We start from the raw sequence: 22,353 nt of genomic DNA, 5'->3' as shown, positions 1-22,353 counted from the left end.
GTTTTTTAAATGCATCCGATATCGGAGTCTCCTATGAAGGGTAAGCTAATCATAGTTACGTTAACGGCGGCCGCACTCATACTACTAACCAATGTAGCCAATGCACTAGTGGTTACTGGTCAGGTAGGTGCGCTTGCTGCACCAGGCCAGAACGCTGTACCATTAGTATTATCAATTATTAATAATGGTGAGGGTACATTATTCAATGTAACCATTAAACCAATCTTCACCTTCCCCTTTGGACCATATAATTACTTCAATAGTTCATACAAGGTAACAATACCAGTGCTACCACCTGGTTCAAGAATAAACATAACTGAGTTAATTAACATTAACCCAAACGCCAGTAACGGTGTTTATGAACTTAAGGTTAACGTAACTTACGTTGAGTTAACCAAGGTGGTGATGAATGGGAGCATCATTATCATGCCGCGAAACGCAAGCAGTACCTTCAATGTAACCATACCGGTGTTAGGTTACGTTAAGTTTAACCCAGGCTTACCAACATGGGGTTCAATTAACAATCCCATTGAGGCCACACCGGGTATAGGTGTCCTGCCCTTGGTTATACCAATAATTAACACGGGTAACGTCATGGCTTCCAATGCATCAGCAACAATAATACTAGGTAATGGTCTAGTACCGGTAATTAATAAAAGCTACATAGGCTACATACCCCCTGGAACACCAGTTTACGCAGTCTTCCTGGTTAATGTAACTAATAATGCCCCAGTCGGCGTAATTAATGGTGAAGTAATCCTAAACTACTTCTCCAATGCAACACAGGTAATTACAGTTAATATACCAATTATAGGTGAACCGAGACTGACCGTTGAGGGAGCAGGCTGGGGTTCACCAAGTAACCCCATTGCAGTGGGTCCTGGTTATGGTGTTGTCCCATTATTCGTAACCATAGTTAATTCCGGTACAGCTAATGCAGTTAACATTAATGCCACAATATCATTACCAAGCGGTTTCAAACCGTTAGTAAACTTCACGACAATAGGTGGTGCACCTGTGGGTGTGCCGGTTTACGCAGTGTTCATTGTTAACGTATCCAATGTAAGTCCAGGCACCTACTACGCTAACTTAACATTAACGTATAATAATGGGCTTGAATCAAGGCTAAGGGTTCCCATTGTGGTTTCAGGGGAGCCAAGACTAATAAGTGAGGGTACTGTATGGGGTTCACCAAGTAGCCCCATTACTGTTGGTCCAGGTTACGGTGCTGTACCATTAACATTCATTATAGTTAACTCCGGTACAGCCCCAGCTATTAATGTTAAAGCCAACGTATCGCTACCGGTGGGATTCGTGGCGTTAACCAGTAATGCAACAATCGGTGACCTACCTATTGGTGTACCGGTTTACGTAACCTTCATGGTTAATGTGACTAATGTTAAGGCTGGAACCTATTACGCTAATTTAACGTTAACCTACAGTGGTGGTTCATTAACAATCAGGAGGATCCCCATTGTAGTCACCGGGGTTCCGGATGTTGTAGTTGAATCCTACTACACTAATCCACCTAACTTATTCCCAGGTTACCCTGAATTACTCCTAACAATATACTTAGGTAACTCGGGTACTGCCGTGGCTAGGAATGTGAAGATTACGTTGATTGGTGATAAGTACATTAATGTTGTTAATCCATCGAATGGCATTGTTAACATCGGTAACTTACCCATTGGTGAACCAGTACCCGTTAACTTCGTTTTATCCACTGCCAACAACATATATAGTACTGTTCAAGCCAACTTAACGCTTATAATTAATGGAACAGGCTTCAACAAGACCTACACCATACCGCTGGTTATTAAACCCAAGGCTAATCTCCTTGTGATTAATGCAACCAGTGACTTAAGTGTAGGTGATAGTGATGTACCACTTTACATAACTATTACTAATGATGGTAACGTAACCGCTAAGAATGTTGAAGTTATTTTAAATGGACAAGGAGTTATTGAACCACACGTAAGCAGTAGTAATCCGCTTAGCGCATTAACGGCCGGTACATTATTCATAGGTGACTTGAAGCCGGGGCAGGAGAAGCAGGTAGTCTTCATGGTTGATGTCCAGAATGGTATTAATCCAGGGGATTATAAGGTTACGTTAACATTGCTGTGGAATCAGACAGGTTCATTAATACCAATGGTTCAGAACGATGAGTTCACAATCCACGTTAACCCATCACTATCCCAGCAGTTCATTAGCCTGCTAATACCCAATAAGGTTTCCTCAATACTATTCTACGTAGTGCTAATACTGATTATAGTTCTATTGGCATTATTAGCGAGGAGCCGTGGCTCAAGTAGATAATATAAGGGTATTCCATGTTTTTTAAACAATAAATTATTATTACTCTGAATCATACCTATAGGTGTATAACCATGGGTAAGTTAACTAAGACTGAGTTAGCTGTGGGGGATTTGTATTATAGACAGGGTTTGAAGCCTAGGGAGATAGCTCAAAGACTAGGTATATCAATAAACACAGTGTATAAGGCATTATCAAAGTACAGGGCTTACTCAAGGGATAACGTAAGTGTAGTCGAGAAGCCGCAGGAATCCACTGAGCCTAGTAACAATAATATGCAGCAGCCGCTTGGCGTGGCGTCAATTAACCTAAGCTTCACGGTAAGTATTAATCAACCACCATCGGCAAGTTACCTGGAGTTAAATAATGTGGGTGAGACCCTTAATTCATTAATGAGGGAGATTAAGCTGATTAAGGATGATTATGCTCAATTAATTAACGCCATAATGGACTTAAAGAAACTCATCACCAGTATTAATACATTAAGTTGCAGTAATGGGTATGATAAACCTAATGATGGTCAACGTGATTTAAACTTACCAAGTTTCGTTAAGGATAACGTGTGGGTGGATATTATTAGGAGTAAAGAGGGGGGAAGGTCTATGTTTATTTCTGCGAAAGGTTCATAAATAAAGCCAGTGCAGTTAAACTGTTAGATAACTTATGGGGCAAAGAAGCCTGGTAATGCCGCTAGACTCGAGGTTAACAGATGTAATAGGGTTAATAGACACTATACTTAATGATTTTGGAGGTAAGGCTGATATTTACGCAGTGGCCCAGCACATGGATGCTGACCTAGATGATATTATACCTAATTTAAATGCAGCAATATACCTAGGATTCCTAAAGGTGATTAATGGTGACGTGGTTGTTACTGAACTTGGCATTAAATTCCTAAACTCGAAAATACCTGAACGAAGAAGGATGCTGCGTGAATTAATATCCAATATTGAACCATTTAAGACAGCAATAGAGATAGGTAAGGATGAACCATTTCCATTGGAGAAACTGATAATGGCCCTGGTTAATAAGGGTTATAGTGAATTCAAGGCACCTGGAATAAGGGATTTATTAACAATACTATTATCAGAATGGGGGGCTTATGCTGGTTTAATAAAGAAGAGGGGAAATGAGTACATAGTAACGTAGAATTATTAAAAGGAGTCACCGTGAAGTAATCCACGTCTCCTTAATACTGATGCAACCTTATTATCCCACGGCGTTAACCCAAGCCAAGTCAATAAGTTACTGACGGTGTTTGAATCAATAATCCTCAACATGCTTAACTCCCTATTAAGCCTGTTAATCTTATCGGCCTTAGATTGATTAGCTATTATGGCATCCTCAAGATTATAGCCACTACACTTAACCATTAATAGTATTGACACCAGTTTATTAATCCTCTCAGGAACACCAGTTAACACTCCCCTCAAGGTTAACCTAACCCTAGGTATGTTGAACTCACTTAACCCTAAATCCCTATATAATTCAAGGGTTTCACCCTTCCTAATCACTTCACTATCACTTATGCCACCAATTATGAAAACATTAATTGACTTAATGACTCCTTCGGTTAACTCAACGTCACCATAAGGGTCAAGCATCACAGCCGACTTTAAGTAACTGGGTGGTATACTTCCCAGGAATCTTACAGCTGTGTTAATGTTACCGGTGAATTTACGTAGCAGTTCCATGAAGTCGCTGTCAATACCCGTTACTGTGAGGTTACCATCCCATAAATACCTCCTCACCTCCCTAAGCGCCTGAATCAACTGTATTATTAGGCTCCTTAACTCCCCCTCAGTATGCCTCCTCCAATGTGATACATCAATTACGAACTGTGGGTATTCGGGCATTACAGCATTATGCATAATTACCTCACTGCACCTGTAATCAATGAAGCAGTTAACGTCACTACCCCCTAAATCACTTAACACGGGGGAATCATCAGTATTAACTAAGGCTAACCCCCTCCTAGAGCCTCTACATACCTTTAACCTACCCAATAGCACCTGTACGGCAACTTCATTAAAGCCACCATACCTATTCAGTAACCTACCATTCACGTAAACACCATTACAGACTCCACGCAGTGAATGCATTAATGCGGTTAATGCATGCATCCGTAGGGCTAACTGGGTAAGGCTTAATATAGGGTGCTTTTAAATGATTACCCTGAAGTTTAGGCGTTTCAGTAATTCATTATACCTATTCCTTATCGTTACATCCGTGACCCCGGCCATTGAGGCTATTTCCCTTTGCCTAATTTTAACATTATATATTAATAATGATAAATACACCATGGCTGCTATTGTTGATGTAAACGTCTTACCATTGAACAAGCTGGTTGCCTTACCCTTATCTATCATATCCCTTATCAGTAGCATTAATTTATGTTTAATATTACTATTGATGTTAATCATGTTAACTATCCTTAAGGTCATGTTGATTAACTGCTCATCATTATAAATACCCTTAATGTTCATTAAATTAGCTATATGCATGTAAGCCTTATTGAAGCCCTTAATATCAACGTCACTGTTCCTGAGCAGGTCCTTCATGGTGCATGGTAAGTTACGTCTCCTACACGCTATGTAAACTAAAGCCACCGCAGTCTCCTTAATCTTACCCCTGTAATTCATTTTCATTAGTAACCTATAGTTTAACACAACCTCATCCAGTATTGATTCAGGTAAACCAGCATTAGCTATAACCTGCTTAGCTATGGATCTAAGCATCATTACATTGCGTTCACTGGAGTTGAATAATGATAATGATGGTATTATCCTAAACTTAGGCCTATTAACACTAACTATGTTAACGTACATGTTGAATCCAGGTGATGAAGCGCTTACAGGACTGGCTCTTGATAAAGATTTACCATTCTTATCAACCCCCCTCCACTCAGGCCCCTTATCTATTTCATGTTCACTCAATACGTAACCGCACTTAGCACAGTAAACTGTACCACTGTACTCGTCGTAGATGAATTCACTTGAACCACATGCTGGGCACTTATTCATATTAATTCACCTTCTCATTACCTTATCATAATCAATATCCCTAACATATGCCTGCTTACCAACGTAATCAGTTGCGTTCAGACCCTTAATAGGCTTAATCAAGGCGTAGGGTGCGTTAACCGGACCTATTATATCCTTAATAACACCTATCCTCCTCATGGAGTAATCCATCGTCACCAAACCCACAAGTCTATCTGCCTTACTTGAATTAACCCTGGCAACCATTAAGCCATCCTTAGCCACATGTAGTATGACCCCGATTCTCCTAAGCGGCACGTATACTTCCATCATTAACTCCTTATTAAGGATTATCGATTAATCAGCCAGGAAATACTCACAAAGATATACTAAAACCATCAGTGGTTTAATCTAAGGTATTGAATGATTAAGGAGGCTAAGCTTTAAAAGGCCCCTCATAGGCGGTTTGGTAATGGCTAAGTTAGCTGCCTTTTACCAGGGTAATGATAGTAAGAAGGTGACGGGTGGATTCAGGGCTAAGCCGTATAGGGTTAAGAGGAAGGCACTTGGAGGTGGCCCACCCACTAATACTAGGCTTAGTAATAGGGAGAAGAGGCTGATTGAAAGAGTCACTGGAGGTAATGTTAAGATTAGGTTAAGTGAAGCCGGCTACGCAAACGTCTTCGATAAGAGTAATGGAACCAGTAAGGTTGTTAAGATACTTAGGATCATTGAATCCCCAGCCAACAGTGACTTCGTGAAGAAGGGGATCATAGTTAAGGGCACTATAATAGAAACTGAGTTAGGTAGGGCAGTTGTAACATCCCGTCCAGGTCAAGATGGCGTGATTAATGCCGTTAAAATATGAATTAACAGCATCAGTAAGTTAAGCTTCATTACTGAAGACCTATATGCGTCTATATTTAGAGATAGATTTATAAGTAAATTTACGTATAATAATTATGCAGAGCGAGGAGGGGGAGGGAGAGGAGGTTGAGAGGGAGAGCGTAACATCTGAATTAGTTACTGAGGCTGGTAAACGAATTATTAAGATAAAGTTATCCACAGGCAAGACATCGGCTGGGAAATTATTCGGCAAACACGGTAGAGGTGGTAGACCAGACTTCTTTAGAATAGTCTTCGGTGCAGTGGCAAATGGATTAAGGACAAGCCTAGGTAATGAAGAGGGGGAGGCTAAGTTCAATGAATTAAGGAATAAGAGTGAATTCAAGAAGTCACTTAACCAAGTGTTTAATAATATTAAGGACTGGTTCTTCAATGAAGCCATTAAACAATACAATATTGGTAAGGGCGACGTCTTCGCAATAATAACGGAACTAGACCTTGATTTAGAAACAGGTGAATTAAAGTGGGTTCGTGAAGGTAGTCAAGTGATTTACTGGGTTAGGAGTGATAAAATTACTGCCCCTGAATCCTGCGGTAAGATTGAGGAGGAGCTTAGGAAGCTTAAGGAGGATTACGATAGGCTTAGGGAGGAGAATATTAGGCTTAAGAACCAGAATGAGGAGTTAAACAGGGAGTTAGCGAGTGTTAAAGCCAGGATAAGTGAATTAATGAAGCTACTCGGTAACCAAGGGAATAGTTAAAAGGTGTACATAGCCTAAGAGGCGCATGAGGATTATTATTGAGGAGAATGAGTCAGCATTCAGAATATTAATTAATGAACCAAGACCCATAGTTAACTTTGAATATAAGGCTGAGAGAATTATTAATGAATATGAGGGGTTAAGTCATGAGATTAGGCTTCTCGACCACTTAATAAGGATTAGAGAGGAGGGTGGTAGGTTAATTGTAAGTAAGGACCTTGACCTCAGGGAGCATGTACTCGGGCTTGGTGAGAAGGCCTTTGAACTTGATAGGAGGAGGATTAGGGTTAGGATGTGGAATCTTGACGCCTCAGCCCCAGCCCCATATAACTGGTACAGTGACCCACTCTACGCATCAATACCATTCCTCATAAGTGTTAGGAATGGTGAAGCCGTAGGCCTCTTCGTAAATTCACCAGCGGAGTTAATAATTGATACTGGCTTAACTAAGTATGATGAGGTTACCGTACTCATTCCCCATAATGATGTTGAATTATACTTAATTAAGGGACCCAGTATAGAGAGGGTTATTGAGAACTACACCAGCATAACAGGTAAGCCCCTTGACCCACCTGACTGGGCCCTTGACTACCAAATATCAAGATGCTGCGGCTACGAGCCCCAGGACATGGTTATTAGGATTATTGATGAGTACGATAAATTCAGTGCTAAACCAGCCGCAGTATACCTTGACCTACAGTACATGGATTCCAGTAAAACATTCACGTGGGATAGAGTTAAGTTCCCTAATCCAAGGCAATTAACAGAGAATCTTCACGATAGGGGTGTTAGGCTAGTTACTATTATTGATCACTGGGTTAAGCTTGATCAGAATTATGAAGTATTCATAAGTGGCCTAGGGAAATACTGCGAAACACCCAATGGTGAATTATACACCGGTAGAGGATGGCCTGGTACCGTTGTTTTCCCAGACTTCTTTAATAAGGAGGCTAGGGAGTGGTGGGCTAGCCTCATTGAGCGTTGGGTTAGGGAGTATGGTGTTGATGGTATTTGGCTAGACATGAATGAACCAACAGACTACGTTAAGGAGAGGGAGTGGTCTATTGATAGGGGTACGTTACATAGGCTTGATGATGGTAGGAGGATTAGGCATGAGTTAGCTAGGAATGCGTACCCATACTTCCAAGCAATGGCAACGTACGAAGGCCTTAAGAGGGCTGGGCACGATAAACCATTCATATTATCCAGGGCCGGCTACGCAGGTATTCAGAAGTACGCCTTCCTCTGGTCAGCCGACAACACTCCATCGCAGGATGACGTGTTACTTCAACTGCAGTTAATGGAATCAATGAGCCTATCAGGTGTACCATTCTTCGGATGCGATATAGGTGGATTCATAGGTAGGGGTGATTCAAGAAGGTATAGGCCTTATTCAGATCAAGGCGAATTACTTGTGAAGTATTATAGGGCTGCCTTATTCTTCCCACTCTTCAGGGTTCATACAAGCAGTAATCCAGATAGGGAACCTTACATGCTTAGGAGTGATTACGCTAATGCAGTTAAGAGGGTTATTGAGTTAAGGAGGAGCCTTATGCCATATCTACTAGCCCTAGCCAGTGAGGCTCATGAGACTGGGCACCCATTAATTAGACCATTAGTATACCATTTCCAGGATGATGAAGACGCATACCACATTATTGATGAATACATGGTTGGCAGCAGCTTACTCTATGCGCCTCAGATATATGGTGAATCAAGGAGGGTTTACCTACCTAAGGGTAATTGGACTGATTGGTGGAGTTGCGAGGAGTATAAGGGGCCGGTGTGGATTGAGAGTAGTAGGGAATTCCCATTATTCATTAGGGAGAATTCAATAATACCCGCTACTCATGATTTAAGAATCTACGGTAATGGAAGCATTAGGCTACGTGACGGGAGGGTAATTGAGCGTAATGAATCAGTACTGAGGGCTCCAGGGTATAGTAAGGCAATAGTATACGGTAATGGTAAGTGCAGTGAGATTAAGCTTACTTAAATTACTATTACTGCATAATTATCATAAGGATACCGTGCTTCAACCTGTATTTACTAATGATAATTACATCACAGAGATCCTCTTAACTAAACCGCAGTGGACGCAGTACCTGTGACTATTACTTCAACTATGGCTCAGTGAAAACGTTAACTTACATTCACTTAACATTTGCCCCAAGTATTGATTAGCCGTGGTTTACGTTGGTTTGATTATAATTAAGCGCCGTTATAACGTACATTGCGGCCGACCAAACTAATGGGGACGTTGATGGAAGTGGGTTACCGTAATTGGGGTCAATGGCCTCAGGTAGTAGACCGTATTCAGTGTGGTTGATTGCCCAATTCATTAAATTTAAGGATGCTGTGTAATTCCCCAACTCCTCATAGTATAGGGCTAGGAAGAGAGTGGTTATAACCCAGGGTGGCTCCTCTCCGCTACTGTCGTAGAGGTAGGCTGCGTAATGGTAAATATCACCAGTATACCTAGCTAAACCACCCACCTTACTATTCCATAAATTACTAATAACGCAGTCAACGGCATTAACCGCCCTACTGCTTGAGGGGTTTAGTAACCCGAGGTCAATGGGAAGTATTACTGATGAATCATAGATTACACTGGTTGGTACTAAAGTAATCTGAGTCTTACCCTGGTAGTAAACCTCACTCGGCTCCAGTGCCCTAACGTAGCATCCATCAAGGTAAAAATCGTGTTGAATCGTATTATTCAATTCATTAATCATAGCCAGTATCCATGATGCATCATACCCTAACTCACTGTAGAGTCTATACGACGCCACTAACCCATCCAAGTCCACTCCCTGGGTCCAGAAATTGTAGGCGTATAGGTCCTCCCATATGCTTAAGTCCTGGGGTATGAGTCCAGTATTATTAATCACCCTATACTCCCAGTTCAGTGACTTATTCACCGCAGGGATTACCTCATTTATGAAGGATTCATTATGAGTCAACTCGTAGTACTGGTAAACCCCTATTTGAAACAACCCGACACTATCGTATTCAGGTATACCGTACCCGTAGTCAGGGTTCCCGTTAAAGAAACTATACCTAGTGAACCAAGCCCCTGAATTATTCTGAGCCTTAGCCATCCAAAGCCAGTACTCCGCTGCTGAATTATAATGTCCTGACTCCTGAAGAGCCATGGCGGCGAAGGAGGAGTCCCTAACCCAGGTGTATAGGTAAATTGGTTCAGGCGATGCAGCGAAGCCACCGGTTATTGGGCTTTGGGAATCCTTAATCAGGAGTAGGCTTAAGTAGTATTCATTAAGTAGGCAACCACTTAGGTTCGGTTTCCTTGACTTCATGAGCCATGACTCAACCTCCTCATTATTAATACTAAGTAAGTACTGGGGAGGATCAGGGTGATTATTAATCATTAACTCAATGTAACTGAATCCACTAGCCTTCACTGTGACTTGAATCGACTTATACATTACGCTGACACTGAATGAGGAGCCAGGTGAGTAAACGGTTATGTTTGGTTCACCAATAATAACCACACCATCCTTAATTGGCCCATAACTATAATTACCTATAGCCTCAATAACGTAACTCAACGGCACCGTTGAATTTTGAGTAATTAAAACAGCGTTAGTGTATGGGGGCATGGTGAATTCAACCCACCCATTAGTACCCTTTATAACAATAGAGTTATTTAACGTGAGGTAGGCGTTGCGAATACTACCCAGGTTCTCAACGTATAGGCTTACGTTAACTAGCCCAATCCCCTTAATTAAAAGCCACCTCAATGATGTTGGCATTGTAACCAACCCACCGCTTTGACTTAATCCGAAAATAGGGAACCCAGTGGATATTAAGGCACTCATGTTAACCCAATTACTGAGTAGTAGATATGAGGCTGAGGGTGGTGTATTATATGGAAGCGTTGGGTTAATTATACTGGGGAAGGTGCAGTTACCTAGGTTTAAACCACCTGCCACAGCGCCATGACTCTTAACGTGAGTTAACACAACGCCTAAACCAATTATTAATACCACCAATACTACCATTACTACAACTATGCCGCTTAACCTCATGTCTTTAATTCATAGTAATGCGTATTTAAAGTTTCTCCAAGAATACTCAAGCCTACTTAATATTATTTTATTAATGGGAAAAAATACCTTAGAATTCCCGTGATTACTTTATATAAGCGGTGGGGAAATAGTAGTTGATGCAGTTGATTAAGCCTTCAGTTCAATTAATTAGAACATGGGGTAGTGAAACCGATATTGCTGAAATGCCCAATATCCTGTATAGGCATGGTAATAAAATGGCCCTTGAGAGGAGGATTAACCTCCTCCTGAAGTATGGGCATCATAATGTGCTTGAGTTCCTTGGCGCCCAGTGGCTTATTGAGTGTTCTAGGGCTTGTACACATGAGCTTGTTAGGCATAGGTTAGCGTCGTACTGGCAGGAATCCACCAGGTTCGTGGATTACTCACGGCCAGGTAACTTAAGGTTCATAATTCCACCAAGCCTCATTAATAAACTCACCCCAATCCTGGAGGGCTTAATTAAGACGTATAGTGAATTACTAAACAGTACTGATATTGATTACGCCAGGTTAATACTACCCAATGCACTAGCCCAGAGGATTTGGGTTAGCATGAATATGCGTGAATTCCTCATAAACTTCCTACCCCTCAGGACTGGCCTAGGAGCATACAGTGAACTACGCCTAATAGCCTGGCTCATGTTCAACAGCATACTGGATAAATTCCCAATCACCGCCAAGTGGACTTGGGATAACTTACCCAGACTCCACCCAGACTATAACATCGGCTACGCTAAAAGAATGGTGAATCCCAATTACATTGAGGAATTGAGGAAGAAATACGGCTCCAGCGATCCAAGGTATATAAGCGTATATTCAGCCTTTGAAGAATGGGGTATTCAGATTCCAAATGAACTAAGAAGATTAATGAGCGAGTAAATTCAAGCCTAAATCCTATGCTATTACAGCGTTCATCCTTATTCATGGTTCTTATCTCCCTTCATTGAGTCAAATATATATTCTATATATTACCATCGGCACAGTTTCATTATCATTCTTCATTTCTTTCAATTAGCACAACCATTAGGGGGCTTCATTCCACCATCAGCACAGGAATGTGGGGGTGAGGAATAGCGGAATGGTTGTGCCAATGATAAACAAAGCAAACCATGAAGAAAAACTTAAAAAACCTAAAAAAGCTGATAGCTCAGAAAATCCCAAAAGGGATTAGAAAGACGAATACTGCATTGTAACCGTTACCGCTTAAATCAATCCAGAAAATCCCAAGAGGGATTAGAAAGGGAATTCGAATTAAAAAATTAAGGATAAAGACTTAATAATTAAGAAAATCCCAAGAGGGATTAGAAAGATTAATCAAACCCCTCACGGTTGTTATGGAGTAGGGGAATGGAAAATCCCAAGAGGGATTAGAAAGAAATGGGATTAGAATGTGAAGTAACTCAATATGTTTATAAGGGGTACTATGGATGGGGGATAATGTTTAGGGAGAAGATTCCTATCAAGGGATTAGCGGTAACATTTAATGACGTAGTTCTATTGCCAGGTAAGGCTACCCTGGATCCAATAAGCATTGATACATCGACCAAGGTGTCTAGAAGTGTTTCAATAAACATACCATTGGTTTCATCACCAATGGATACTGTGACGGAGGATGCATTAGCCATAGCCCTAGCCAGGCTGGGTGGTGTAGGTGTTATTCACAGGAACATGACTATTAACGATGAGGTTAACGCCGTTAAGGCTGTTAAGGATGCTTCACCATACCCAGTAATCCCATTTTCACTGAATCCATTAATGAGCAGTGAGGAGGCTATGGCTGAGTTAAGGAGGCTTAACCTCGATACCCTACCCATTGTTGACGAGGGTAGGGTGATTGGGTATATTAGGAGGTCCAGGTTATTGACTGGTGGTAGGTTGATTGAGCTAGCTGAGAAGCCAGTAATGGCTCCAGTGGGGTCTAGTGGTGATGAGTTGGTTAAAATAATGAGGGAGAATGGTACGGATACCGTGGCCTTAGTGGATAAGGATAATGTATTCATCGGCATCGCCTCATACTATGACTTAAACTATAAACCACCCTTTAAACCAGCCACTGATGGTGAGGGGAGGCTTATTGTTGGTGCCGCAGTATCCCCATTTGATGTGGAGAGGGCGGTTAAAGTAAGCAAATACGCAGACTTCCTGGTCGTAGACGTGGCCCATGTGGATAATGAAAATGCCTTAACCGCATTAGCTAAGTTGGTTAAGGAAACCCCAGTGGACGTGATTGTGGGTAACCTAGGCACCTATGATGGCGCCGTTGATGCAATAACCAGGGTTGACCCAATTGGTGGATTCAGGGTTGGAATAGCCAGTGGTTCAATATGCAGTACAGGGGTTGTTACCGGTGTCGCTGCACCAACATTATGGGCTGTTGCCCAAGTGGCTGATGCGGCACTTGATTATGGTTTAGGCAGTACACCGATTATAGCTGATGGGGGTATTAGGGAGCCTGGTGATGTGGTTAAGGCCATGGCTGCTGGGGCATGGGCCGCAATGATGGGTAGGGTGTTTGCGCAGGCCACGGAGTCCCCGAGCCCAATAATAAGGGTTGGTAATAGGCTGTACAAGTACTATAGGGGCATGGCCAGTGAGGGTGCTAGGGCAAGGAGGTTCGCCATGGATAGGTACGCACCCAAGGTTAAGAATATTGAGGAGGGTGTTGAAGGCCTAGTACCCTATAGGGGTGACTTAGCCAACATAGTGAGGGAGTTCGTGGGTGGGATCCAGGCAGCCTTAGGCTACATTGGTGCATCTAATACCGCTGAGGCAAGGGTTAAGGGCAGGTTCATGATTGTGACCGAGTCAGGTAGGGGTGAGGTTGAGCCGCATGACCTTGTCTTAAACATATAGTTGATTAATATAATAATTTTGAATACGTAACGGGAAAATTTAAAAATATTAATTAAGCATGTCAATATGGGTATTGTTGATTTCCTCAGGGTAATGCCGAAGGCTGAGCTTCATGTTCACATTGAGGGTACACTGGAGCCTGAAATGATCATGAGTAAGGCTGAGGAGAATGGGGTGAAGATACCGTATCGAAGCGTGGGTGGAATTAGGAATGCGTACAGGTTCAATGATCTTCAAAGCTTCTTAAACATATACTACAGTGGTATGAGCGTGTTGGTTGATAGGGATGACTTCAGGGATCTTGCGTTGGCGTACTTCAAGAGGGCTCACCAGGATGGGGTTAGGAGGGCTGAGGTATTCTTTGATCCACAGGCCCACTTGAGGAGGGGTGTTAACCTAAGTGATGTTATCCTAGGTCTTCACGACGCCGCAGCATGGGCCATGGAGAATCTTAGAATGTCCATTGACTACATAATGTGCCTACTAAGGGATCTACCTGAGGATGATGGTATTAGTGTGCTTCAGGAAGCTTTGAAGTATAGGGGTGGGGTTGGTGATGGGTGGATCATTGGTATTTGCCTAGACTCTAAGGAGTACGGTAATCCACCATCCAAGTTCAGGAATGCCTATAGGATTGCTGTGGATAATGGCCTAATACCAGTGGCCCATGCTGGTGAGGAGGCCCCAGCTGAGTATGTTTGGGAAGCCATCAATGTGCTTAATGCTAGGAGGATTGACCACGGTTACCATGCCTTTGAGGATGAATCACTGATTAAGCTTATTGCGGAGAAGGGCATACCAGTGAATATGTGTCCATTAACCACCCTTAGGATTAAGTACTTCAACAGCATATTAGATGTACCGGTGAAGAGGGCGCTGGATGCAGGCATAGCGGTGACGATTAATTCAGATGACCCAGCGTACTTCGGTGGTTACATACTTGATAATTACATCGCTGTGTATGAAGGGCAGGGCTTAAGGCTCATTGACATGGTTAAGCTGGCTGAAAACTCAATAAGGGCATCATTCCTCAAAGACAGTGATAAGGATAGGTTGCTTAGGGAATTGGTTAACTTAACGTCAATTAATAGTTTAGACAGTCTCATGGGTTAAGTAAGTGTTATCGGATAGGTTAGAGTGGTTTTTTATTAATGCTGTGTTTGGGGTGTTTTTATGGTTAGTGTTCAGGATGTTGTTGAGGAGTCTCCGGTTGCGGATGTTCATAATCACTTAAACCCAAGGTCACTATCACCCAGTGGTTTCCAGGATGTATTGCTTTACCACTACATTGTCACTGAGTTGCGTTCAGCTGGTGCTCCATTGGGGTTTGGTGAGGTTAAGGGTTTTAATGAATTGAAGCCAATAATACCTTACTTTAGGCGTATTAGGAATACTGCTACGCATTGGGGTTTAATGAGGATACTGAATGATTTATATGGGTTGAGGGTTAGTGGGATTAATGAGGGTAATGTTAATGATGTTGTTAAGGCCATTGAGTCAGTTAAGGGTAATGAGGATAGGGCTGTTAAGGTTATTAGGGATTCATCAAGGGTTAGGAAATCAGTATTAACACTGAATCCACTTGAACCACTACCCGAGTACGATGAATCATTATTCACGGGAGCCCTTAGACTCGACCCACTACTACCTGACATTAATCCACAATCCATTAACAAGCTAAGTAAAACCTACGGCATAAGCATCAGTAACCCAAACGACATAGATGAGGCCTTAGCCAGGTTGTTTAAGAGGTTTAAGGGTCATGTAGTTGCCGTGACACTTAACCTTCAGCCTGATGAATCATTCATAACCCTTAAACCGTCAGGCAGCCAGATTCAACCGTACTTAGGAACCTTAACCAAGGGTGGTGTGGTTAATCCAAGTGGGAGGGATTTGGTGGCGTCGTACCTGCTTAGGAGGATTCTGGATAATGCTGGGGAGAATGGCTTGGTTGTTCAAGTGATGCTTGGAGCCAAGAGACCTGTACCGGGTGCATCACCACCTGATTACGCAGTAACCCTCTTCAATCAGCAGCAGTTAATGCAAGTGATGCTCCTAGCCTCAGAGTACCCTAATGTTAAATTCGACTTAATAATAACTGAACCATTACTTAACCACGCAGCCACCGTTGCGGCTAAGAACTACCCGAACATATACCTAAACGGCTACTGGTGGTACTCAATGTACCATGATGTTATATCAAGTTACATTAGGATTAGGCTTCAAATGCTCCCATACACTAAGATTGGTGGATTCTTCAGTGATGCGTATGTCGCTGATTGGGTTTACGGTAAAGTGAAGTTGATTAAACACGTCTTAGCCTTAACACTAGATGATGCAGTTAAGGCAGGTTACTTAAGCAGCGACCTAGCCATTGAGATTGCTGAGGCAATGCTTTACAGTAATCAGCTGGAGCTTTACGGTATAAAGGCCTAGGATGAATCCTTCACCAGGCTTAAACCACATAACTCCCAGTTAAGCTTAATCATGCCTGAGGATACATTGCCGAATTCCGAACCGAATTCAATACCATTCAGGTACTTGTTCAGTAAATCCCCATACCTCCACTTCACTGGGTTAAGCTCCTCAAGGGTCTTGAAGGCTGATTCAATGTAATTAATTAAATTAACGCCAATTAAGCCTCCTTTGATTGGGTCCTTAATCCTAAAGGTGACCACTGCCCATTCCCCAATACCAATACCCGTATCCGCAACCCATACTTCAAAATCCCTAGCAGCCTCACTGTCCCCTAGGGTAATGGGCATTCTCAACTCCCCAATAAGCCTACCGGCAGGTCTCTGGCCATGGTAGTATAACCAAATCATAACCTCCACGTCACCAGGCTGGGGTCCATTGGTTAAGTTAGGGCTTGTGGTTAACCAAAGGTCGTAGGCTATGTTGAATATGGAGTCGTCCGGTGAGCGGGATTTAACATTGTAGTTAACGTATGAGTAAAGTCCCTTGGATTCATTAACCTTGATTGGGAATTTGAATTGAGGATCCATGCATGTTGTTGGACCCCATGGTTTATGACCATAAATGACCTCGGAATACGCTGCAACACCTACATTATGCCTTATGCTTATCCTAGGGAAGTCAATACTGAATCTCAAGCAACCAACCTGTGGCTCATACTCAATCTGCACCGTACCCACGGATGATTTATCAATATTCCATACATTGGGAGTCACGTGAATACACTCAATATCAGCACCATGTACTCCACCTAATGGCTCCCATTGTATTAGCTTGTAATTACCATTAACCAGGGGTATTAGTTTCAACATGGTCTTACCCATAGTAAACCATAGTACTCTGTATGCTTAAAAATGAAACGTGCATTAAGGCGTGGTGACGTAGTGATTAGCATCATTCAATAGTCTCTACTCATTATTTAATACTTATAAATTCCACGTAACCACTGCGTTAACATGGTTAATTTACTTCTAAGGGGTTTCATAGATCATGATGAGGTTGCCCTGGGGCATAATCAATTCAGGTCACTTTACCTAGGCTTTCACCCGCAGTCTGGGGCATTAATCGTCCATGATGGGCATGTGGCTAAGGTCTACTCCAATGGTAAACTGGTGTACGGTTATGAGAGGCTTGGTAGGCCACCGAGGGTTGGTGGGGATACGCATGCCGCCTTAACATGGTCCAGGGATTTACTATTCTTCGGTGGTTGGGTTAAGACACCGCCAGGGATGCTTGAGGTTAAGGGTGCTGAGAGGCTTCTTAGGTATCAGGACATGAGGAATAAGTATAGTCACATTCACTCAATTGATGAGAATGATAGGGTTGAGGTCCTGTGGGCTAGGAAGTGGGATGACAATATCCCGCCTAATCACTGGTACGGTGAAGTCACTGACCTACTTTATGATGAGCATGATAACTCAATATACTTCACCAGGGCTGATGGTCATGCTGAATTAGGCTTATGGAGGATTGGCTTATCCACAAGGGTCGCCGAGTACCTGGTTAAGGGGAGGAGTATTTATAAGATGGAGCTTAAGGATGATAAGATATACGCAACAGTCTATAACCCAGTTCACTACGAGAATTCAGCAATAGTAGTCTACAATACTTCAAGCGGCGAGGGGAGGATTATTGAATCATTCAACTTCGCCCTGGAGCCTGGTAGGAGTATTCAGATTAAGCGTGAGGGTGGGCAGGTGGTTCAGGTTCAGAATAGGTTAATAGCCTTCTACGGTGGTGCATTAATATACATTGACCCTGTTAAGGACACGTACACGCTCTACCCATTCCTAGAGGTTAAGAGTCCTGAATCAGAGAGGCCGAGCTACGTGCCTGGTTTAAGGTCGCAGAAGGTCTACATAATGGGTACCCCAATACTACCAGTTAACCCAGCTGAGGGTCTTAGGGAGATTTCAGCCAGGACAACATTCGGTATGCTACTTAGAGTAGATACACCGGTTCCCCAGATACTCTCATCAGTAGGCTCAATATTCGGATTAACCCATGATGGCAATTACCTATACGTGGGCGCCACGTACGCCAACCACACGGACATATACACGTACAGGTCCGGTAACGGTGGATTATTCTCAATACCGGTTAAGGAATTATTCACTAAACCATGGACACCAGTGAGAATAATGATGCATGATGGCCCGTATTCACCGGAATCCTGCATAGCGGGGTGGTTTGGTGGAATACCGTTAAAGGGCTTCACAGGGAAGGTGCTTAGGATTCACGTCCCAAGGCAGGTTAAGTTGAGGGTGGTTGAGTACACATTATTAGGTAGACTCATTGAGGATTCAATCCAGTTAAACAGTGGGTGGAATAGGGTTGATTTAAGCAACTACTATGACATAGTTGCATTCAAGTTCGATGAAAACGTAGAGAACGTACTAGCTGAAGTCGCCTTAGAACCCTAACCCATTAACTAACGCATGAAACCATAGGATACGTGAATTAAAGCAACCCCAGCTTGAAATACCAGTAATATGTACGAAGGTATGCATCTTACGCCTTCATACCTATATTTACTTAAAGTCATTGAATTCTCCACATTAATACACTACTAATTTTTAATTAAGGAAGGGGGAATAATGGGTTTAAGGAGGATTTAAGGTGTAATGAATGTTCTTAAGGTATTTTACCGCCGTAGAAGTCTCTTAAAACCTCCTCAAGGCTCTTACCCTGTGATCTTGGGCCATATAGGTAACCTATTATAATATTGAGTATGAAGAGTGATGTAGCCACTGCGGCAATTGCCCTATAACCTATTACACTTATTATGGTTGGTACAAATAGGCTCCATACGCCTAAGGCGAACCTCATCCATGACCATGCGAATCCCTGGGCACTATTCCTAACCTCAGTGGGGAATAATTCAGTGGACCAAACCCTAGTCTGCGGCCAAAGCCACATACCGTGCCCAAAGCCGAAGCCAATAACATTGAATAATGCTACCCAGAGTATGCTGAAGGGTAGGAATATTGGTAGTGCGAAGGATAATGCGCATAATGCTGCAGCGACAGCATACATGACATTCCTATTCAACCTATCGGATAACTGCATGTAGACTGCAACAACACCTATTATTGCAGTTATGAACCATAATATTTGGCCTACATAGGCCATTGTAGTTGTAGTGAAGCCAATATCCTTGAAGAAGAACGGTAGGAAGAAGCCGAAGGTACCTGCTGGCACACCCCAGAAAATATATATTGGTATTATGAAGGCTAACCCCTTCTTATACTTAAATATGTCACTCCACTTATACTTATATTGAGCTTGCTGAGTCTGCTGTTGAGCATTAGCCTGTGGGGCTTGTTCACCAAGCTGCTTTAACGCTGACTCCACTACATTAGTCTTACCTGTAACCAACCCCCACCTCGGTGACTCGATTAACCCCCTTCTAAGCACCCAAGTTATTATTGCCACAGCGGCTAAAACACCGAAAACAACCCTGAAGGTTAATGCACCATAAGGCTCGAAGGCTATGCCTAGGAGTAGCATTACTATTGGGCCAATGTACCACATTACGTTGGTGAATGCCATTAGGAAACCCCTCCTCTGCCTTGGTGCGTACTCAGCTATTAGGGACCAGGATGTGGGTACATCAAGCCCCACCGCGATGCCAACAATAATGTAACCAATGAGGAGCATTACGTAGTTAACGGCAGCAGCCATAATAACAGCACCAATGAAGTAGGCTAATAGGTCATACATATAAATCGTCTTCCTACCATACCTATCCCCAAGCGGACCAGCAATAATGGCGCCAACGAATGCTGCAAATGCATTGGGACTGAAGGCAGCTATAATACCAAGTAGTATTGATGTTAAGTGAAACACACTGATCCAATATATTGTTGAAACAGCCCCAGCAACAATAGCACCAGAATCAAGGAAGTCACCCATTGCAGCCAATATAGTCCACCTATAGTGAGCCATCGTCAACCTAGCTTCATCAAACCTCCTTATTATATCAGATGGAGCTGACATAATCTAAGATATCATATATTATTTATAAGTATTGCTTCAAAAAAATACTTAACAAGTTAGGTTCTCTTTTAAGTATTTTTAATCTATACACACCTTTAAAAGTGAAATTTTCACCTAACAAGTTGGATACTAGATGAATTGCTGCCTGGTGGGAGCCCGCTTGATGAGTTTACATTGTTGGTATTTTCAACTGGTTCTAATGTTAAGTATGGTAGTGTGAATGGTGCGTTCAAGTTAATCAGTTATAATGAGTCTGATCTTGGTGTATTAGAGGCAGGGCACCTAACGGTGAGTAACTATTGTTAAATCAACGCAGGTGTTTAGTATTTTAACCCTGGATTAAGGAAAGGAAGGTGGGGAATTAAATGAAGTGCTGAGGGAGCTTAATTAAGGAGTCATGGAGTCTACGGGATTATTAATCCTTAGTCAATGTGTTTAAGGGAAGGTCATGATTAGTGCTGCTTTCACTGGGTCCTGGTCACTTATGTGCTTCAATATATATTATATATTGATAAATATTGTAGGTATTTTACAAGCGAAACACCTATAAAGCTTCAACTGCATGACGCTTAATGTATAGTAAAACACCATTTGAGCCACTTGATTGGTCAAGGCCAACACCCGGTCATATAAGAATCCTACTCATTTCTGGCGCCGGCTTCTTTGCTGATGCTTATGATTTATTCGCAATATCAATAGCCTTAGTCTTCCTGAAGCAGGTCTGGTCTTTATCAGCCTCTGACGTGAGCCTAATATCATCGGCTGCACTCTTTGGTGCCGTAATAGGCCCCTTCATCTTCGGTAGGATTGGTGATGTTTTTGGTCGAAAATACGTGTATGGTGTTGAGGCAGCTTTACTGGCTGCCGGCTCAATGGTATCAGCATTATCAGTTAACCCAACAATGCTGTGGATTACGAGATTTATACTTGGCCTCGGGGTGGGTGGTGATTACCCGATAAGTGCAACATTAATGAGTGAATACGCACCGGCTAAGAGCCGTGGATTATTCGTAGCAGGTGTATTCTCAATGCAGGGCTGGGGTATTGTGGCAGCCGCCCTAATAGGGCTTGGCCTCCTCCACGCTAACGTTAACCCTGATGTGGCCTGGAGGATAATACTGGGTTTTGGTGCAGTTGCTCCGGCTCTTGTGATTTACTTTAGGCGTAGGGTTCATGAAACGCCTAGGTTCGAGTACTTCGTTAAGGGTGATGTTGAGGGTGCTAGGAAGGCCATGAGGGATGTGCTCATGCAGGACGTTAACATTGATGGTAGAGGTAATGTGGAGAGGATTAACCTAGTGAAGTATATTCCAGTAATCCTAGGTACTGCAGTACCCTGGTTCGCACTTGACGTATTCTTCTACGGTATAAACATCTTCGGGCCCTTCGTGGTTACTGCAATGGGTCTTGCAGGTAGCCCGCTCTCCAGTATTTATATTCAATTATACGCGGCGTTAGCCTTCCTAGTGCCAGGCTACTATGTGGCGGCGTTTCTAGTGGATAAGATTGGTAGGAGGAGTATGCAGATAATGGGCTTCTCAATAGTGGCGGTGGTTTACTTGATTACAGCACTAATGCTGAGGAATGAGTTAATAATGCCGACAATCATACTGGCCCTCTACGGGTTGGCCCAATTCTTCACCAACGTGGGTCCAAACGTAACCACATTCATAACCCCAACTGAGGTTTTCCCCACTAGATTCAGGTCAACAGGCCACGGCATAGCCGCAGGCAGTGGTAAGCTTGGTGCGGCATTAGCGGCATTACTAATACCAATATACTTCCCAATAACCAGTAACGTGGGCACTGTGGCTAAGTATGCAATAATGTCAAGGCTACTGCTTCTCCTGGCTGTAATGGCTATTGTAGGCATAGCCTTCACACTCCTCATAAAGGAACCCAAGGGTAAGCCGCTTGAATTATCCTCAGGTGAGGTTGCTTCACAGTAGCTTTAATTCAACGCAATTAGCCTCCCAGTGGCCATGGTGCAGTATAACTCCCCTTCTGTCGGCATCCACCTGGAGCCCAACCTGGGTCTCGCCGCACGGAGCTC

General features: G+C 42.8%; 18 protein-coding genes. 12 read left to right on the top strand and 6 right to left on the bottom strand.

What is annotated here, in order from left to right:
• Positions 1 to 33 precede the first annotated feature (33 nt).
• The 3 genes from CMAQ_RS08410 to CMAQ_RS08400 all read left to right on the top strand — a co-directional run bounded on the left by CMAQ_RS08410 (position 34) and on the right by CMAQ_RS08400 (position 3,465).
• Complete coding sequence (locus CMAQ_RS08410) at positions 34 to 2,319, top strand: COG1361 S-layer family protein (protein WP_012186678.1); 2,286 nt, start codon at positions 34 to 36, stop codon at positions 2,317 to 2,319.
• A 71-nt stretch (positions 2,320 to 2,390) separates the two neighbouring features.
• Positions 2,391 to 2,945 carry a helix-turn-helix domain-containing protein gene (locus tag CMAQ_RS10465; protein WP_012186677.1) on the top strand — a complete coding sequence of 185 codons (555 nt, stop codon included), beginning with the start codon at positions 2,391 to 2,393 and terminating at the stop codon, positions 2,943 to 2,945.
• Positions 2,946 to 3,000: 55 nt separating this feature from the next.
• Positions 3,001 to 3,465, top strand: coding sequence for an AAA-associated domain-containing protein (locus CMAQ_RS08400; RefSeq protein ID WP_156769885.1), 465 nt, complete (start codon positions 3,001 to 3,003; stop codon positions 3,463 to 3,465).
• Between the two features lie 5 nt (positions 3,466 to 3,470).
• On the opposite strand, the gene CMAQ_RS10460 is transcribed toward CMAQ_RS08400, so the two are convergent.
• From CMAQ_RS10460 to CMAQ_RS08385, 3 genes are all read right to left on the bottom strand, one after another.
• Positions 3,471 to 4,382: a hypothetical protein gene (locus CMAQ_RS10460; RefSeq protein ID WP_156769884.1), complete on the bottom strand. Its 912-nt coding sequence runs from the start codon at positions 4,380 to 4,382 to the stop codon at positions 3,471 to 3,473.
• Positions 4,383 to 4,478: 96 nt separating this feature from the next.
• Positions 4,479 to 5,339, bottom strand: a complete 861-nt coding sequence (locus CMAQ_RS08390) for a TFIIB-type zinc ribbon-containing protein (protein WP_012186674.1) — start codon at positions 5,337 to 5,339, stop codon at positions 4,479 to 4,481.
• 6 nt (positions 5,340 to 5,345) lie between these two features.
• Positions 5,346 to 5,615 carry an H/ACA ribonucleoprotein complex subunit GAR1 gene (locus CMAQ_RS08385; protein WP_156769883.1) on the bottom strand — a complete coding sequence of 90 codons (270 nt, stop codon included), beginning with the start codon at positions 5,613 to 5,615 and terminating at the stop codon, positions 5,346 to 5,348.
• Between the two features lie 154 nt (positions 5,616 to 5,769).
• Between CMAQ_RS08385 and CMAQ_RS08380 the strand changes: the two genes are divergently transcribed.
• The 3 genes from CMAQ_RS08380 (at position 5,770) to malA (ending at position 8,900) form a co-directional block, all read left to right on the top strand.
• The gene (locus tag CMAQ_RS08380; protein WP_012186672.1) at positions 5,770 to 6,165 is read left to right on the top strand and encodes a 30S ribosomal protein S8e; all 396 of its coding nucleotides are present in this window, start codon (positions 5,770 to 5,772) and stop codon (positions 6,163 to 6,165) included.
• A gap of 94 nt (positions 6,166 to 6,259) precedes the next feature.
• Positions 6,260 to 6,904: a hypothetical protein gene (locus CMAQ_RS08375; protein WP_012186671.1), complete on the top strand. Its 645-nt coding sequence runs from the start codon at positions 6,260 to 6,262 to the stop codon at positions 6,902 to 6,904.
• A 25-nt stretch (positions 6,905 to 6,929) separates the two neighbouring features.
• Positions 6,930 to 8,900 (top strand): alpha-glucosidase MalA, encoded by a 1,971-nt coding sequence (malA, locus tag CMAQ_RS08370; RefSeq protein ID WP_012186670.1) that lies wholly within the window; start codon positions 6,930 to 6,932, stop codon positions 8,898 to 8,900.
• A 184-nt stretch (positions 8,901 to 9,084) separates the two neighbouring features.
• Here the strand turns inward: malA and CMAQ_RS08365 are convergent, their stop codons facing one another.
• Positions 9,085 to 10,953 (bottom strand): glycoside hydrolase family 15 protein, encoded by a 1,869-nt coding sequence (locus CMAQ_RS08365; protein WP_012186668.1) that lies wholly within the window; start codon positions 10,951 to 10,953, stop codon positions 9,085 to 9,087.
• A 137-nt stretch (positions 10,954 to 11,090) separates the two neighbouring features.
• Here CMAQ_RS08365 and CMAQ_RS08360 point away from each other — a divergent pair, with 137 nt between their 5' ends.
• The 4 genes from CMAQ_RS08360 to CMAQ_RS08345 all read left to right on the top strand — a co-directional run bounded on the left by CMAQ_RS08360 (position 11,091) and on the right by CMAQ_RS08345 (position 16,262).
• Positions 11,091 to 11,852 (top strand): FAD-dependent thymidylate synthase, encoded by a 762-nt coding sequence (locus CMAQ_RS08360; protein ID WP_012186667.1) that lies wholly within the window; start codon positions 11,091 to 11,093, stop codon positions 11,850 to 11,852.
• A 558-nt stretch (positions 11,853 to 12,410) separates the two neighbouring features.
• On the top strand, positions 12,411 to 13,826 hold the full coding sequence (locus tag CMAQ_RS08355) for an IMP dehydrogenase (RefSeq protein WP_048062775.1): 1,416 nt from the start codon (positions 12,411 to 12,413) through the stop codon (positions 13,824 to 13,826).
• A 66-nt stretch (positions 13,827 to 13,892) separates the two neighbouring features.
• Positions 13,893 to 14,939 (top strand): adenosine deaminase, encoded by a 1,047-nt coding sequence (gene add / locus CMAQ_RS08350; protein WP_012186665.1) that lies wholly within the window; start codon positions 13,893 to 13,895, stop codon positions 14,937 to 14,939.
• A 60-nt stretch (positions 14,940 to 14,999) separates the two neighbouring features.
• Entirely contained in the window at positions 15,000 to 16,262 is a 1,263-nt protein-coding gene (locus CMAQ_RS08345; protein WP_012186664.1) for a hypothetical protein, read from the top strand.
• On the opposite strand, the gene CMAQ_RS08340 is transcribed toward CMAQ_RS08345, so the two are convergent.
• Positions 16,259 to 17,125 (bottom strand): GH12 family glycosyl hydrolase domain-containing protein, encoded by an 867-nt coding sequence (locus CMAQ_RS08340; protein WP_048062774.1) that lies wholly within the window; start codon positions 17,123 to 17,125, stop codon positions 16,259 to 16,261. The two genes, CMAQ_RS08345 and CMAQ_RS08340, sit on opposite strands and share 4 nt — an antisense overlap.
• A 132-nt stretch (positions 17,126 to 17,257) precedes the next feature.
• On the opposite strand from CMAQ_RS08340, the gene CMAQ_RS08335 reads away from it, so the two are divergent.
• Positions 17,258 to 18,724 carry a DUF2139 domain-containing protein gene (locus CMAQ_RS08335; RefSeq protein WP_012186662.1) on the top strand — a complete coding sequence of 489 codons (1,467 nt, stop codon included), beginning with the start codon at positions 17,258 to 17,260 and terminating at the stop codon, positions 18,722 to 18,724.
• Positions 18,725 to 18,935: 211 nt separating this feature from the next.
• On the opposite strand, the gene CMAQ_RS08330 is transcribed toward CMAQ_RS08335, so the two are convergent.
• A complete protein-coding gene (locus tag CMAQ_RS08330) occupies positions 18,936 to 20,300 on the bottom strand; it encodes an MFS transporter (RefSeq protein WP_012186661.1) in 1,365 nt (454 codons plus the stop codon).
• Positions 20,301 to 20,872: 572 nt separating this feature from the next.
• On the opposite strand from CMAQ_RS08330, the gene CMAQ_RS08325 reads away from it, so the two are divergent.
• A complete protein-coding gene (locus CMAQ_RS08325) occupies positions 20,873 to 22,249 on the top strand; it encodes an MFS transporter (RefSeq protein WP_012186660.1) in 1,377 nt (458 codons plus the stop codon).
• Positions 22,250 to 22,353: the final 104 nt, after the last annotated feature.

It is taken from the genome of Caldivirga maquilingensis IC-167 (genome assembly GCF_000018305.1).
In the GTDB taxonomy this organism is placed as follows: domain Archaea; phylum Thermoproteota; class Thermoprotei; order Thermoproteales; family Thermocladiaceae; genus Caldivirga; species Caldivirga maquilingensis.
This window is presented reverse-complemented; position numbering and strand designations above follow the sequence as displayed.